This is a genomic window from Aeromonas sp. 602396 (assembly GCF_049173735.1).
Taxonomy (GTDB): Bacteria; Pseudomonadota; Gammaproteobacteria; order Enterobacterales; family Aeromonadaceae; genus Aeromonas; species Aeromonas veronii_A.
Genome location: NZ_JAAKSD010000006.1, coordinates 190,636 through 205,118 on the forward strand (window position 1 = coordinate 190,636; position 14,483 = coordinate 205,118).

Annotated in this window: 11 protein-coding genes; 5 read left to right on the forward strand and 6 right to left on the reverse strand. The window is 61.1% G+C overall.

Features of this window, described 5'->3' with window-relative positions; all coding sequences use genetic code 11:
* The first annotated feature begins 25 nt into the window (after positions 1–25).
* The 5 genes from rbsA (at position 26) to G5229_RS10175 (ending at position 5,471) form a co-directional block, all read left to right on the forward strand.
* Positions 26–1,555, forward strand: coding sequence for a ribose ABC transporter ATP-binding protein RbsA (gene rbsA, locus G5229_RS10155; RefSeq protein WP_182970999.1), 1,530 nt, complete (start codon positions 26–28; stop codon positions 1,553–1,555).
* Entirely contained in the window at positions 1,552–2,520 is a 969-nt protein-coding gene (gene rbsC / locus G5229_RS10160; RefSeq protein ID WP_005336670.1) for a ribose ABC transporter permease, read from the forward strand. The genes rbsA and rbsC overlap by 4 nt, the downstream gene beginning before the upstream one ends.
* A gap of 30 nt (positions 2,521–2,550) precedes the next feature.
* Entirely contained in the window at positions 2,551–3,426 is an 876-nt protein-coding gene (gene rbsB / locus G5229_RS10165; protein ID WP_005360585.1) for a ribose ABC transporter substrate-binding protein RbsB, read from the forward strand.
* A gap of 108 nt (positions 3,427–3,534) precedes the next feature.
* Positions 3,535–4,467, forward strand: a complete 933-nt coding sequence (rbsK, locus tag G5229_RS10170) for a ribokinase (protein WP_421209052.1) — start codon at positions 3,535–3,537, stop codon at positions 4,465–4,467.
* Positions 4,467–5,471: a substrate-binding domain-containing protein gene (locus G5229_RS10175; protein ID WP_421209053.1), complete on the forward strand. Its 1,005-nt coding sequence runs from the start codon at positions 4,467–4,469 to the stop codon at positions 5,469–5,471. The genes rbsK and G5229_RS10175 overlap by 1 nt, the downstream gene beginning before the upstream one ends.
* 86 nt (positions 5,472–5,557) lie before the next feature.
* On the opposite strand, the gene G5229_RS10180 is transcribed toward G5229_RS10175, so the two are convergent.
* The 6 genes from G5229_RS10180 to G5229_RS10205 form a co-directional block, all read right to left on the reverse strand.
* Complete coding sequence (locus tag G5229_RS10180; protein WP_421209054.1) at positions 5,558–7,207, reverse strand: diguanylate cyclase domain-containing protein; 1,650 nt, start codon at positions 7,205–7,207, stop codon at positions 5,558–5,560.
* On the reverse strand, positions 7,207–7,683 hold the full coding sequence (locus G5229_RS10185; RefSeq protein ID WP_149152901.1) for a hypothetical protein: 477 nt from the start codon (positions 7,681–7,683) through the stop codon (positions 7,207–7,209). The genes G5229_RS10180 and G5229_RS10185 overlap by 1 nt, the downstream gene beginning before the upstream one ends.
* Positions 7,684–7,774: 91 nt before the next feature.
* Positions 7,775–8,548, reverse strand: coding sequence for a Sir2 family NAD+-dependent deacetylase (cobB, locus tag G5229_RS10190; RefSeq protein WP_266134624.1), 774 nt, complete (start codon positions 8,546–8,548; stop codon positions 7,775–7,777).
* 59 nt (positions 8,549–8,607) lie between these two features.
* Positions 8,608–9,249, reverse strand: coding sequence for a GNAT family N-acetyltransferase (locus G5229_RS10195; protein WP_227342867.1), 642 nt, complete (start codon positions 9,247–9,249; stop codon positions 8,608–8,610).
* 3 nt (positions 9,250–9,252) lie between these two features.
* Complete coding sequence (locus G5229_RS10200) at positions 9,253–10,497, reverse strand: response regulator (RefSeq protein WP_421209055.1); 1,245 nt, start codon at positions 10,495–10,497, stop codon at positions 9,253–9,255.
* Positions 10,484–14,473, reverse strand: coding sequence for an ATP-binding protein (locus G5229_RS10205; protein WP_421209056.1), 3,990 nt, complete (start codon positions 14,471–14,473; stop codon positions 10,484–10,486). Before G5229_RS10205 ends, G5229_RS10200 begins: the two co-directional genes overlap by 14 nt.
* Between the last annotated feature and the right edge of the window lie 10 nt (positions 14,474–14,483).

The following is a 14,483-nucleotide window of genomic DNA, read 5'->3' on the forward strand; positions in this document are numbered from 1 at the left end:
GAAGGCCTCTTCAAGGAAGCTGCAAATGAGCACAACCTCCCCCCTCTCACCCATTCTGGAGCTGACCGGGATCGTCAAGACCTTCCCCGGTGTGCGCGCCCTCGACGAAGCGGGTCTGCGGGTCTATCCGGGCCAGGTGATGGCCCTGCTCGGTGAAAATGGCGCCGGCAAATCCACCCTGATGAAGGTACTGACCGGTATCTATCAGGCCGATGCGGGCAGTGTCAGCTACCGCGGTCAGTCGGTCCACTTCAAGGGCCCCCGCGACTCTCAGGATCAGGGGATCAGCATCATCCACCAGGAGCTGAACCTGCTGCCGGAGTTGTCGATTGCCGCCAACATCTTCCTCGGGCGCGAACCCCGTACCCGTTTTGGCAGCATCGACCACCAACAGCTCCGCGAACGGGCAAGCGGCCTGCTGGCACGACTTGGGGTCAAACATGGGCCGGATACCCGGCTCGGGGATCTCTCCATCGGCGAACAGCAGATGGTGGAGATCGCCAAGGCGCTGTCGTTCGATGCCAGCGTCATCATCATGGACGAGCCGACCGATGCGTTGACCGATACCGAGACCGAGCAGCTGTTCAAGGTTATCCGCGAGCTGCGTGAGCAGGGTTGCGGCATCGTCTATATCTCCCACCGCCTCAAGGAGATCTTCGAGATCTGCGATCGGGTCACTGTGCTGCGCGATGGCAAGTGGATTGGCGAGAAGGCAGTGAGCGATCTGGATGAAGACAAGATCATCGAGATGATGGTGGGTCGCCGGCTGGAAGAGCAGTATCCGCGTCTTGAGCGCGAGCTTGGCCCCGTCAGCCTGCAGGTGAAAGATCTGGCCGGTCCCGGCGTGCGCGGGGTGAGCTTCTCCCTGCGTCAGGGGGAAATTCTGGGCTTTAGCGGCCTGATGGGCTCCGGCCGTACCGAGCTGATGAAGCTGATCTACGGCGCCAGCCCCATCAGCGCCGGGGAAGTACAAGTTGACGGTCATGCGCTGGTGCCCAAAAGCCCGGCCGATGGGTTGGCCGCCGGCATCGCCTATATCTCCGAAGATCGAAAAGGAGATGGCCTGGTGCTGGAGCTGTCGGTGCGCGAAAACATGAGTCTGTGCGCCCTCGACGAGTTCATCAGCAACGGCAAGATTGACGGCAAGGCCGAGCGGCAGGCGGTGAGCGACTATGTGCGCCTGTTCAACATCAAGACCCCGAGTCAGGATCAGCTGATAAAGCTGCTCTCCGGCGGCAACCAGCAGAAGGTGGCCATCGCCAAGGGACTGCTGACCCGGCCCAAGGTACTGATCCTCGACGAGCCGACCCGCGGCGTCGACGTGGGGGCGAAAAAGGAAATTTATCAGCTGATCAACCAGTTCAAGAAGGAGGGGATGAGCATCATTCTGGTCTCCTCCGAGATGCCGGAAGTGCTCGGCATGAGTGATCGCATCATGGTGATGCACGAAGGGCGCATCAGCGCAGAGTTCAACACCCGCGATGCCAATCAGGAAAAGCTGATGGCGGCGGCAGTCGGTAAACAGTGGCAAGCAGAGCAAGAGGCATCCCAATGACAACCCAAACCCTTTCCCGCCGTGGCGTCATGAGCAAGGCGTGGTGGATCGAGAACAAATCCCTGGTCGCGCTGCTGGTCCTGATTGGTGTGGTCTCCTTCCTGAGCCCCAACTTCTTCACCGCCGACAACCTGCTCAACATCCTGCGCCAGACCTCGGTCAACGCCATCATGGCGGTCGGTATGACGCTGGTTATCCTCACCGCCGGTATCGATCTGTCGGTCGGCTCTGTGCTCGCCCTGTGCGGCGCGCTGGCCGCCACCATGGTCGCCATGGAGCTGCCCATCTGGCTGGTGGTGCCCCTCACTCTGGGTGCCGGTGCCCTGCTGGGCGGCGTCAGCGGCCTCATCATTGCCAAGGGCAAGGTACAGGCATTTATCGCCACCCTGGTCACCATGACCGCTCTGCGCGGCATCACCATGGTCTATACCGAGGGCCGCCCCATCTCCACCGGTTTCAGTGACGGCGCCGATCACTTTGCCTGGCTCGGTACCGGTTACCTGTTCGGTCTGCCGGTGCCCATCTGGCTGATGGCCATCGTCTTCCTGCTCGCCTGGTTCATGCTCAACCACACCCGTCTCGGTCGCTACATCTACGCCCTGGGCGGTAACGAATCTGCGACCCGCCTCTCAGGTATCAATGTGGATCGGGTGAAGCTGGCGGTGTATGGTCTGTGCGGCGCACTCTCGGCACTGGCAGGGCTTATCGTTACCTCTCGTCTCTCCTCTGCCCAGCCGACGGCGGGCATGGGTTACGAGCTGGATGCCATCGCCGCGGTGGTGCTGGGTGGTACCAGCCTGATGGGCGGCAAGGGCCGAATCATGGGGACCCTGATCGGTGCCTTGATCATCGGCTTCCTGAACAACGCCCTCAACCTGCTCGACGTATCCTCCTATTACCAGATGATCGCCAAGGCCAGCGTGATCTTGCTTGCCGTGATGATCGATAACAAAAGCAATCGTTGATAAGACAAGCCACACACAAGGAATGAAATGATGAAAAAGCTCAATACCCTGCTCGCTGCCGCCATCATGTCCGTGCTGGGCACCGCCCAGGCCGCCGATCAAACCCTGGCCATGGTGGTCTCCACCCTCAACAACCCCTTCTTCGTCACCATGAAAGAGGGGGCCGAAGCCAAAGCCAAAGAGCTTGGCTACGAGCTGGTGGTACTGGATTCCCAGAATGACCCGGCCAAAGAGCTCTCCAACATGGAAGATCTCACCGTACGCAAGGTCGGCGCCATCCTGATCAACCCCACCGACTCCGAAGCGGTGGGCAACGCCATTCGTCTGGCCAACCGCGCCAGCATTCCGGTACTGACTCTGGACCGTGGTGCTGCGCAGGGTGAGGTCAAGGCCCATATCGCCTCCGACAACGTGGCAGGCGGCAAGCTGGCCGGTGACTTCATCACCGAAAAACTGGGTACCGGCGCCAAGGTCATTCAGCTGGAAGGGATTGCCGGCACCTCCGCCGCCCGTGACCGTGGCGAAGGTTTTGCCCTGGCCGTGGCGGCGAACAAGCTGCAGGTGCTGGCTTCCCAGCCGGCCGACTTTGACCGCACCAAGGGTCTGAACGTCATGGAAAACCTGCTGGCTGCCCACCCGACCGTTCAAGCTGTGTTCGCCCAGAACGACGAGATGGCGCTGGGTGCCATTCGTGCGGTGCAGGCTGCCGGTAAAGAGGTGATGATCGTCGGCTTCGACGGTACTGACGATGGCAAAGCCGCCGTGGCCAAGGGTAAACTGGCCGCCACCGTGGCCCAGCAGCCCGCGCTGATCGGTGCCATCGGCGTCGAGACTGCCGACAAGGTGCTGAAAGGTCAGCCGGTCGAGAAATCCATTCCGGTACCGCTGCAAGTGGTCAGCAAGTAAGTGCTCGAGGGGAGGTTCGCCTCCCCTTTTCCCTCTCGTTTAGGTGCCTCCCGGCTTGGGCTCACTCCATCACAGTGTTCAAGCCAAGATGCATCAGGAGTAGTCAACATGAATCGTCTCGTCGTTCTGGGCAGTGTCAATGCAGACCATGTGCTGCGCGTTCCCCACTTTCCTCGCCCGGGTGAAACCCTGACCGGCCACAGCTATCAGGTGGTCCCGGGTGGCAAGGGGGCCAATCAGGCAGTCGCAGCTGCCCGCCTTGGTGCCCCCGTCTCCTTTATCGCCCGTATCGGTGATGACGCCATCGGCCACCAGATGAAGAGCGGTTTTGCCAAAGATGGCATCGACGTCAGCGCCGTCGAGCTCGATCCCAAGCTCCCGACCGGTATCGCCATCATCTATGTGAGCGATGAGGGGGAGAACAGTATCGGCATCTCAGCCGAAGCCAACGGGGCCATCACCCCTGCCGTGGTGAAAAACCACGAAGCGATGATCGCCGACGCCCACACCCTGCTGTTGCAGCTGGAAGTGCCGCTTGAGAGCGTCCATGAAGCTGCACGGCTGGCTCGCGCCCACGGCACCCGGGTGGTGCTCAACCCCGCCCCTGCACGTCCGCTCTCCGCTGAGCTGTTGGCGCTGGTGGATCTCATCACCCCCAACCAGACCGAAGCCGAGCTGTTGACCGGCGTGAAAGTCACCGATGAAACGAGTGCCCGCGAGGCGGCCGCCCGCTTCCACCAGATGGGTATTGCGGATGTGATGATCACCCTGGGGTCGCAGGGGGTCTATTGCAGCAACGCACAGCAGCAACAGCTGATCCCGGGCTTTCGGGTCAAGGCGGTGGATACCACAGCCGCGGGCGATACCTTCAACGGCGCCCTGCTGGCGGCGGAACTGGCGGGCGCCGATTTCCACAGCGCGGTGCGCTTTGCCCACGGGGCGGCGGCACTCTCCGTCACCCGCTTCGGCGCCCAGAGCTCCATCCCGAGCAAGCAGGAGGTCGACACCTTCCTGCTTGAGCAGACTGCACAGGGGCACTGATGGCCAATATCAAGGAGGTGGCGGCGCTGGCGGGGGTCTCGACCACCACCGTTTCCCATGTCATCAACGAGACCCGCTTTGTGGCCGAGGAGACCCGCGAACGGGTCTTTGCGGCCATGCGCGATCTCAACTACGCCCCGAGTCTGGTGGCCCGCAGCCTTAAGGTGAAGGAGACCAACAGTATCGGCATGCTGGTCACCACCTCCAGCAACCCCTTCTTTGCCGAGGTGGTGCGCGGGGTGGAGCGTTACTGCTTCGAGCAGGGCTACAACCTGATGCTGGGCAACACCGAGGGGCAAGCAGAAACCGCTCTCTCCTACCTCAAGATGATGCTGCGCAAGCGGGTCGATGGCCTGCTGATCATGTGTAGCGAAGGCCAACAAGAGGTGTTCAATCAGCTCGACTGGCTCAAGAGCCTGCCGGTGGTGGTGATGGATTGGGGGCTGGTCAGTGAGGATGTAGACCTTATCGCCGACAACTCCTTTCACGGCGGTTATCTCGCAACCCGCCATCTGATTGAGCTGGGCCATACCGCCATCGGCTGCATCACCGGCCCCCACAGCCGCGCCCCCGCCAACCAGCGCCAGGCTGGCTTCGAGCAGGCGTTGCAGGAGGCAGGTCTCACGCTCAATCAAGAGTGGATCCAGGAGGGGGATTTTGACTGCGCCAGCGGCCATCAGGCGATGACCCGTCTGCTGGCATTGCCCGAGCGGCCCACCGCCCTCTTTGTCTGCAACGACATGATGGCGATGGGGGCCATCAGCGCCGCCCATCAGGCGGGGCTGGTGATCCCGCGGGATATCTCCATCGTTGGCTATGACAATGTGGCACTGGCAGAATTTATGTCGCCGCCGCTCACCACCGTCAATCAGCCCAAAGAGGAGCTGGGGCGCCTCGCCGTCACCCGCCTGTTGGCTCGCATCAACGGCGAAGCGGTGGAGAACCCCCTGATCACCGTCGACCCGGACCTGGTGATCAGACAATCCTGCGCCCCTCGCCCCTGACGTTCAGGGGCAATAAACGAACAAGGCGACCCCGAGGTCGCCTTGTTTCATTTTGTCTCTTGCCGATGCAATACCGCTTTTAGCCCTCAGGCCAGCGACCTGGTCTCCCTGGCCGCAAGCACTTGCAGTGGCACCAGCCCCAATCGTCTGGCCAGCGGTTGCAGCAACTCGCCATCTTCATCACCCTGCGGCAGCCAGTAGCGGACAGGCCAGCCGGCTGCCAGCTGCGCCGAGGTGGTACTGCCAATCTCTCTGAGCGCCAGAGTGCAACCCTGCTGGCGCAATCCCGCCAGCAAGGCACCATCCGGCTGCAGCGTCGGTACCAGCAACACCAGCGGCGTACGGGAAGCCTCCGGCAAATAGGCCAGTAGATGGGTCAGCTGGGCCTGATTGTCGAGCGGGACCAGCAGTTCCCGACCATCGGCATACTGCGCCTCGTGCGCTTGCAGCACCCGGGCCAACACGGGCCCCAGCACACCGCACTCCTGCAGCCAGCGCATGTGGCAGGGCGCCCCCTGCTCACGCCACTCAAGCGCCAATTGCCACATGTCGTTGCCCTGCCCGTCCGTCAGCGCCTGCAATGCCACTCGCAGCGGTGCAGGCTCGCGCCCCGCTAGCCACTCTCGCAGCTGATGAAGCTGCTGCTGACTCAACTGCAACTGCTGCAGCATGGCAGGCTCAAACCAGCTGATCGCCCCCTCCTGGCTACGCTTGGCCTGATTAAGGGCCAGGATCGCCTGATCCAGCAACCGGGCGGCATCCTGTTGCTGTGCCTTGGCTACCCCGAGCCGACAGGCCAGATCGAAGCTGCACTCCCGTGTCACGAACTCGAAATGGAGCAGATCCACCAGCTCATGAATGCGTATTTCCAGCGTGCCGTCCGCTTTGGTCAGCACCACGGCAAATTCGTCACCGCCGAGCCGGTAAGCGTGACTGCCATGGGCCTGTTGCAGCTTGTCGGCCACCATCTGCAACAGCCGATCACCGACCTGATAACCCAGCAGATCATTGACCTGCTTGAAGCGCTTGAGATCGAGTACCACCAGGGCGCTTACCTCGCCAGCATGCAGAGCACTAGAGAGCTGCTCCCTCAGGGCACGGCGGTTGCCAAGCCGAGTCAGGGGATCGAGCAGGGCAAGCCGACGGTTCGCCCGATTGGCGCGAATGAGGGCTGCGACCAGAGCGCCACCGGTCAGTAGCAGGATCAGTTGCCAGATCTGCAGCCAGAACAGGCTGTTGCGGATCTGGCTGACCGAATGCTCCCGCTCCTGGCCGGAGAGGATCTGATCCCCTATCTGTTCGATGAGACGGGTCTGGCTGACGATCGTCTCCTGCAAGCGGGCAAGCTCAGCCCCCTCGCGCAGCGCACCAGCCTCCATCTGGGGTTCGAGCTGCTTGATCTGCTCGAACAGGGTGGCCAGCACCTTGCCGAGTCCGTGCCGCTGGCGCATCTCGGCGGTCTCGCTGCTGATGAGGAAGATGTCGAGCCGGTTCCACAGCAGATCGTAATCGAGGCTCAGGGTCTCCATCGACAGTCTGCCAGCCCGATAGAGCTGCAGGTCGTAGAGGAAACGCTGGGATTCGAGCATCACCTGGCTGATGTTCCAGTGGACATTGCGGTAGAAGGTATCGACCAGCTGCTCTTGCCGATACTGCAGATAGAGGCTGCTGCCCGACGAGAGCAGAAACAGCAGCGACACCGCAAACAACAGCAGATTTTGGCGGGATAGCCCCATCAATCGACGATCTCGATGCGGGTCACCTGCCACACCATGCAGTTGTGAATGGCAGGCACGTCCAGCTTGGGATAGGTGGTGAACGGGATGAGCAGCCAGAGCGGCCCCTTGTTGCGCCGGGTCAGCGGTTTGCCGTCCTCCTGGCGCACCAGGGTCAGCGGCACGCCGTCGAACAGTGCCAGATCCACCACCTGCTGATAGCCGTTGAGGGCCGAGACGGCGATCTTGCGGGCATCCGGGATCCCTTGCGCCGCCAGCACGGCTGACAGGGTCGGTCCGCGATAGTGGTGGGCACCCTGAGTCCAGGGGGTAGTGGTGGTGAATTCGGTCTGTGGCAAGGCGGAGAGGGCCGACTCATCGAGAGTCACCTGCTGGCCATCTGGCAGTACCAGGGTCATCAGGGGGATGGAGGCCGATGCACTGGCACTGGCCAGCATCAGGAGAAAAAAAGCGATCCATTGCTTTACTGCGGTCATGGTAATTTGCGCCAACTGCGTCCCATTTTTTAAATGGTTGCCAGTGTGGCGATTTCACCGAACCATTGCAACTGTCCCGTCGCACACTAGCTCAGGGACCGCGCATCTCCATCCAGTTGTGCCCCTCGACTTGCCTCGGTTGATGAATGCCGCACGCCTCCAGCAACTCATCGACATAGGCAGGCACCAGCAGGGAGGCTGGGCCATAGCGTTTTTCGTCAAACTGGCTACCCACCTCGCTCGGTTCGAGATTGAGCTCGATGGTGTGCGCCCCGTTGAGGCCCGCCTCATGGACAAACCCGGCGGCCGGATAGACGGCGCCAGAGGTGCCGATGGAGATAAAGAGATCGCACCGGGCAAGCGCGCTGTAGATGCGATCCAGCCCGAGCGGCATTTCGCCAAACCAGACCACATGAGGACGCATCGGCTGGGGGAACTGGCAACAGGAGCAGAGCTCGTCCTGATGGAGATCACCGCGCCACTCGATCACCTGACCGGACTCGGGGCAGCGGGCCTTGAGCAGCTCGCCGTGCATATGGATAAGGTTCTTGCTACCCGCGCTCTCGTGCAGATTGTCGATGTTCTGGGTGACCAGGGTGACCGTGCCGGGCAGCAGTCGCTCGAGGCGGGCCAGCGCATAGTGGGCCGGATTGGGGTGAACCTGGGGCTGTTGCAGCTGTTTGCGGCGGGAGTTGTAAAAGCGCAGCACCAGATCGGGATCACGGGCATAACCCTCGGGGGTCGCCACGTCCTCGACCTTGTGCTCTTCCCACAAACCGTCGCAGGCACGAAAAGTCTTGATGCCGGATTCGGCAGAGATCCCCGCTCCGGTCAGGATCACGATATGTTTGTATGACTGCGCCATAAGCTGCTCCGTCTATCCCCGCATAATAGTGTGACCTTAGCACAGGGAAAAAAGCGCCACTATTCGCCCTTGGTCTTAAAAGCTTGGCGTGGCTGTGCGGGCAACCACTCATCCAGCACGGTCAGATCGAGCCTGACAAAAACCATCTCCCGCCCGGTTACCAGGGTCAGCGGCAGACCAAGGCGCTTGAGCAAAGTGAGCATGGGACGATTCTGGGCCAGCACCTCCGCGGTCCACTCACAGATCCCCTCAGCTCGGGCCAGCAGTGCCAGCGCCAGCAGAATGCGCCGTCCCGCCCCCTTGTGCTGGAAATGATCTGCCACGATGCAGGAAAATTCGGCACGCTCCGGATGGAGTCGACGCCGGATGGACTGAGCCTGAGCCAGCGGCTCACCGGCAAGATCGGTCAGCAACAGCGAGATCTGGTGTTCGCGATGGTAATTGAGAAACTGGGCCACCTGCTCCGGCGGTGGCCTCCGTTTGGGGCGCATAAAACGCAAGTAGATGCTCTCCTCACTGAGCGCATCATAGGCGGCCAGCATACGGTCAGGATCCACCCCCTGCAGCTCTCGTAGCAGACAAGGTTGGTCGGCGACCTGCATCGTCAGTGGCAGTACCGACCGCGAAGCCGGATGGGGCCAGCCTGCCAGCCCCTTGCAGAGACGCTCCCGATGGATGGGCCAGCAGAGATAACGGGGCACGGGTTACCAGCGCCCCGCAATACCCTGCTCCCGCCACACCTCGACATCGAGCAGGTTGTAAGGATCATCCAGATAGACGGCGATCCCCAGCTCCCGAACCCGGGCCATAAAGCGTCCCAGCAGGGAGTCACCGGTCAAGGACTCCATCTCCGGCAAGATCCCCTGCCCCAGCAGCAAGGCTTGCAGCGGCAAACGCTCCAGCAGATCGAATGGCAGATGCTGGCTGTTATCGAGCAGCAGCGCCAGCTTGCTCCCCGCCAGACTGGCTTGCAGCACCAGTGCGAAGCGATCGGCATTGCCGAGCAGGTGGTCTCGACGGTGGATCAGCAGAGTCAGTTCGGCTGGGGTGCGCGACTGCTCCGTCAGCCAATCCTTGAGCGCCTCCCAGCGGCTGGGTAAACCCGTTACCGCCAGCCAGACCGGATGAGGGGTCGCGGGACTGGAGAGCAGCCCAAGCTGACCCTGCACTTCCCCCTGCCAACAACGAATTGTTCGACGTTGGCCACTCAGCCGACGCTGACGCAGAGGCCCCAGATAGAGTCCGCGCAGCAACCTGAGCAGCTCGTTGCCATCGAGTGGCTTGGCCAGTGCAGCCAGCACATTGAAACCGGCATCGTGCAGCAGACGGCGGGCACCGTCGATCAATGTCTGCTCGTGCGCCGACAAGAGAATGATCGGCAACCCGCTGCGCTGAATTTGCGGCTGGCTCATCAGCAGGCTGATGGCATCCTGCTCCACCAGACTGAGATCACACACCAGCAGACTGATGTCGCCAGCCTCCAACGCAGCAAGACAGGCAGTTTCATCCTGTACCCACTGGCAGGAGAGCCCCAGTTCGGCGATAGCCTGCTGCAACTGCATCCCCTGAAACGGGTGATCTTCTAGCAGCAGCACCCGCTTGGCCGCCAGCCAGTTGTTCCAGTCACGGTAACTGGCGGCAAGTCCTCCCAGCCAATCTTCACCAATGGCATAAATTCCCTGATGATGCTGCAACTCGGGGAAATAGTCCGCCTGCTGGTGAGCGGCAGGATCGTAAAGGGCAATGGCACCGGCCGCAAACAACCCTTCCCACTGCCAGCAGGCGTCCGGTTGGGTGCGCTGCAAAGTGACATAAGAGGGGAGTGTCGTGCTATTTGCCAGCTCATGGGAGGCCCGATCAAGCGCATACAGCAAGACAGGGCAAAAATCTGCCGCCTCGTGCTCTTCCGAGTCGAGCAACGCCAGCAGTTCTTCATCAGTAATGATCATCTTGGGTCCTTTTCGAGAAATGCTGGCTGAACTCATCCAACGCCCGGTTCAAACTGCTCTGGAGAGCTGGATGGGGGGCTTGTTGCCACTCGTCAATCACCGTCACCAGCGCCGTGGCTCCTACCATTCTGGCGGCCCCCTTCAGCTTGTGTAAAGCAGCATTCACGCCAACTTCATCTTCTTCTGTGCAGCAGCGTTCAAGTTCGGCCAAATCATCACGGGTAGCCTTCAGATAAAGGGCGGCCAGTTCATCGGTCAGCAACGAGGCAACCGGTGTCGGGGCGACAGCATTGCTCCCCTCTTTGGCAATATGGCGCAGCAAGGTCGCCAGCACCTTGAGGGCGACCGGCTTGTCCAGATGGCCATCGCAACCGCAGGATTGCAGCTCCCTTGCCGCTTGCTCACTGAGATCTGCGGTGATCACATAGACCGGAAGACGGGCCCAACGCGCGGATTGGCGCAATTGCCTGCACAGTTCGGCCCCGTTCATCACCGGCATCTGCAGGTCTGTCAACACAAGATCCACCTGATGCTTCACCAGCATCTCCAGCGCCAGCTGCCCGTTGGCGGCACTGACTACGCTTGCACCGAGTTGCCCCAGTTGCATACAGATCAGCTCCCGGTTGACATCGTGATCCTCAACCAGCAGTACCCGCATACCAAGCCCGGGCTGCATCTCACCCACAGGTTGCTCTGATGTCATCCGTGGCTGGAACAGGCTGATCATGGTGCCCGGCACCCAGGACTCCCCCTGCCATGACCAGTGATACAGACTATCCTCGTCTCTCTCGGCCTGCAGCAGATCAACCGCACGACTGGCAACATGAATACCGAGCCTGGACAACCAGGGCGTGACCCCCAAAACCTCATCGTGAGGCAGTGAGAGGGATAACTGGCGTACTCTTGGCTGCCAATCGATATCTTGCTGAACCTGTTGCAACGGCAACTCGCAGAAGAAGCGGCTACCACCGCCCGGGCGTCCCTCGACATCGATCAACCCGCCCATCTGCTCGAGCAGCTGCTTGCAGATCGCCAGACCAAGGCCGGTGCCCGGCGCCCGCAACTGCCCTTCAACAGCAAACTGTTCGAATGGCATAAAGAGAGTAGGACGCATCTTGGCGGTGATCCCCGGCCCTTCATCATCGACCCCGAAGCGCAAGGTCGATGCGACTACCTCGACCCACAGCACCACTTCCCCACGCAGGCTGAACTTGATGGCATTGGAGAGCAGATTGTGGAGCACTTGCCGTACCCGATGGGGATCGAGAGTCAGCAAGGCTGGCAAGGCGGGGTCAAGCCGCAATCGTAATTGCAGCCGTTTGGATCTGGCCTTGCTCCAGTGCACCGCCGCCACGTGCTCGCACAGCTCGGCGAAATCGGTGGGCTGGGGCGAGAGGGAGAGTTTGCTGTTTTCGTTGCGACTAAAGTCGAGTACATCGTTGAGCAGGCCGAGCAGCTCATCCCCCGCCTGACGCACCCGCGCCAGCGCCGAATCCTGTTCTCTCGACAAAGGGGTGCTGGCCAGCCACTCAAGCAAGCCGAGCATGGCGTTCATCGGTGTACGGATCTCGTGGCTAATCGCCGCCAGGAAACGGCCCTTGGCCTGCACCGCCTGCTGCGCCTGTTCATGGGAGTGCTGCAATGCTTGATCCTGCTCGACCCGGGCAGTGGCATCCTGCATCACCGCATAAATTCGCCAACCATGCGGTTGACTGCGGCCACGGCCATAGAGCTGCAACCAGCGCAGACCCTTGGTCGGATGGTGATAGCGCAGGGTGAATGCGAAGGGTTTGCCAGCCTGCAACATGGCGAACATCTCACGGCTTACCCGGCGGCGATCCTCGCGCTCAAGCATAATGAGCACCCGTTTGGGCTCACGGCGGATCTGCTGGCTCGCCAGCCCCAGCAGCTCGTAACAGCCTCGGCTGATAAACTCGATGGCCCCTACCCGTACCCGCTCGAACATAAACTGCAGCACCACGCCGGGGACTGTATTGGTCAGGGCACGCAGGCGGCGCTCTGCCTGACGTAGAAAACGGGCCTGCTCACGCAGCACACTGATATCCGACAGGGCGATGAGATCGGTGGCAGGTGCTTGCTTGTCCAGCCGCAGCGGATGCTGGGCATAGGCGAAGACCTGCTCCCCCAGCACCAGCTCCCCTTCGCTCTTTTGCGGCTGAACCGGCGGCAGCATCAACTGCTGAGAGTAGCGCAGGGCCAGACGTCGCCCCTGTTTATTGGATTTGATCACCTTGCCCTGGCTGTTGCGCAGATAGACGGGCACCGGCAACGCCTGAAACATGGTTTCCCGCAGCTCGCTCTCGATGGCCAGCGCCTTCTCGGCGGCGTGACGCTGGGCCACTTCCCTTGCCAGTTGCTGGCGGGAACGCCAGATCCCGCCGATGACAATACCGCTGATCAGCAGTGCCATGGCGATGGAGCCAAACCAGGCGGCGTAGCTCACACCGGGTTGCTGCACGACGAGCAAGCGGCGCCAGCGCTGGTTAAGTTCGTCGATCTGGGTGCTGGTCAGCGCCATCAGGTTGCGGTCCATCACACCGGCTAGCTCGGTCTGACTCTTGTTGATGGCAAAGCCTAGGCCGAAACGATCTTCCAGCTCCTCGATATCGAGCCCTTCCAGCAAGTTGGTACGCTGGGGATATTGCAGCTGATATAGCTCGCTCAGCATGGCGTCAGCCTTGCCTTGCTTGATCGCTGCTAACCCCTGCTCGAGGCCGTCGGTGCGAAGCCACTCCTGATCACCAAGCAGGGCGAGCAAGGAGGGATCGTAGAGGGATTCAGGTACCAGAATACGCTGCCGCTTGAGCTGGGTGATGCGATCGGCAGCCAACTTGCGCTTGCTGATCAAGGCAAACCGATTGGTGGAGATCGTCCGACTGAAAATGAACTGATCCGTCAATGCCGGGGATTCCGGCAAGCCGGCCATCATATCCGCCTCACCAAGGCGCAGCTTTTCTACGGCCTCCGCCTTGCTGGCTGCAGGTACCAGCTTGTATTTCAGGCCGGTCTCCTGGGTGACCCAGCGCAGCACATCCGCGCTCCACCCTTTCGGCTCCCCCAGATCATTGACACCGCTATAGGGCATCAACTCGGGATTGACCACAAGACGAATGGTGCGCCCGCGGCCGGATAACCAGGCCTGCTCGGTATCGCTGAAGTGGGGTTGGTTGACGTAGAGCGACCCCTGATCGAGATAACGGGCCAGATCGGTATAGATAGTACCGGCGGGCATATGACGGATCAGGGTGTCCACCAGATTGGCCAACTCAGGCTGATCACGCATCATCAAGCGATAGCTGATGATCCGATCCTCACCAAACAGGCGGCGCAGGCGCAAACCATCGGCAGGAAACTCGCGCATCAGATAGCGCAGTTGCAGATAGTCCCCCAGATAGGCATCACCCTTGCCACTCTGCAGCGCGTCGTAGACCTTCTCTCCGCTTTTTAGGGAAATAATGCGTGCCTGTGGATAGAGCTCGTGCAGCAGGCGGGCAGAGTCTGCCAGCGAGTAGACCAGAAAGCGGGCCTGTTTGAGATTTTCACCCTTGTAGAGGATGGCGGCATCGGTCTCCATCATCGGACGACTTAACCGCATGCCCTCCACGGCCTTCTTGCGGGTTCCGACATAGGGAATGATGTCGCAGTCACCCTCTGCGAGCCCGTTGCGCAATATCTGCCAATCGGGCAACTCTTTGAGCACGAGGGGAACCGGGAACAGCTCCTGCAACCGGGCGAGACGATCCTTGAGCAGACCCCCCTCGGCCATCAGGTATGGTGGAGGAAGCGTCGCAGGATAGCAGAGCGAGAGCTGACTCAGTGAATTTACATAAGCTTGGGTCGCCGGCGCCAACGGCAGCACTGTGGTCTGCAAAGGCTTGGCGTGCAATGGCAGTGCCAGTACGGCACCCAGAAGAAAAACGGGGAATTTGGTCATCTGAAAACAAAAGCCAGGCATCTGCCTGGCT

What these genes read in the sequence shown, in the direction of transcription:
- rbsA (WP_182970999.1), top strand. Translation starts at nt 26, where the DNA reads ATGAGCACAACCTCCCCCCTCTCACCCATTCTGGAGCTGACCGGGATC.
- rbsC (WP_005336670.1), top strand. Translation starts at nt 1,552, where the DNA reads ATGACAACCCAAACCCTTTCCCGCCGTGGCGTCATGAGCAAGGCGTGG.
- rbsB (WP_005360585.1), top strand. Translation starts at nt 2,551, where the DNA reads ATGAAAAAGCTCAATACCCTGCTCGCTGCCGCCATCATGTCCGTGCTG.
- rbsK (WP_421209052.1), top strand. Translation starts at nt 3,535, where the DNA reads ATGAATCGTCTCGTCGTTCTGGGCAGTGTCAATGCAGACCATGTGCTG.
- G5229_RS10175 (WP_421209053.1), top strand. Translation starts at nt 4,467, where the DNA reads ATGGCCAATATCAAGGAGGTGGCGGCGCTGGCGGGGGTCTCGACCACC.
- G5229_RS10180 (WP_421209054.1), bottom strand. Translation starts at nt 7,207, where the DNA reads ATGGGGCTATCCCGCCAAAATCTGCTGTTGTTTGCGGTGTCGCTGCTG.
- G5229_RS10185 (WP_149152901.1), bottom strand. Translation starts at nt 7,683, where the DNA reads ATGACCGCAGTAAAGCAATGGATCGCTTTTTTTCTCCTGATGCTGGCC.
- cobB (WP_266134624.1), bottom strand. Translation starts at nt 8,548, where the DNA reads ATGGCGCAGTCATACAAACATATCGTGATCCTGACCGGAGCGGGGATC.
- G5229_RS10200 (WP_421209055.1), bottom strand. Translation starts at nt 10,497, where the DNA reads ATGATCATTACTGATGAAGAACTGCTGGCGTTGCTCGACTCGGAAGAG.
- G5229_RS10205 (WP_421209056.1), bottom strand. Translation starts at nt 14,473, where the DNA reads ATGCCTGGCTTTTGTTTTCAGATGACCAAATTCCCCGTTTTTCTTCTG.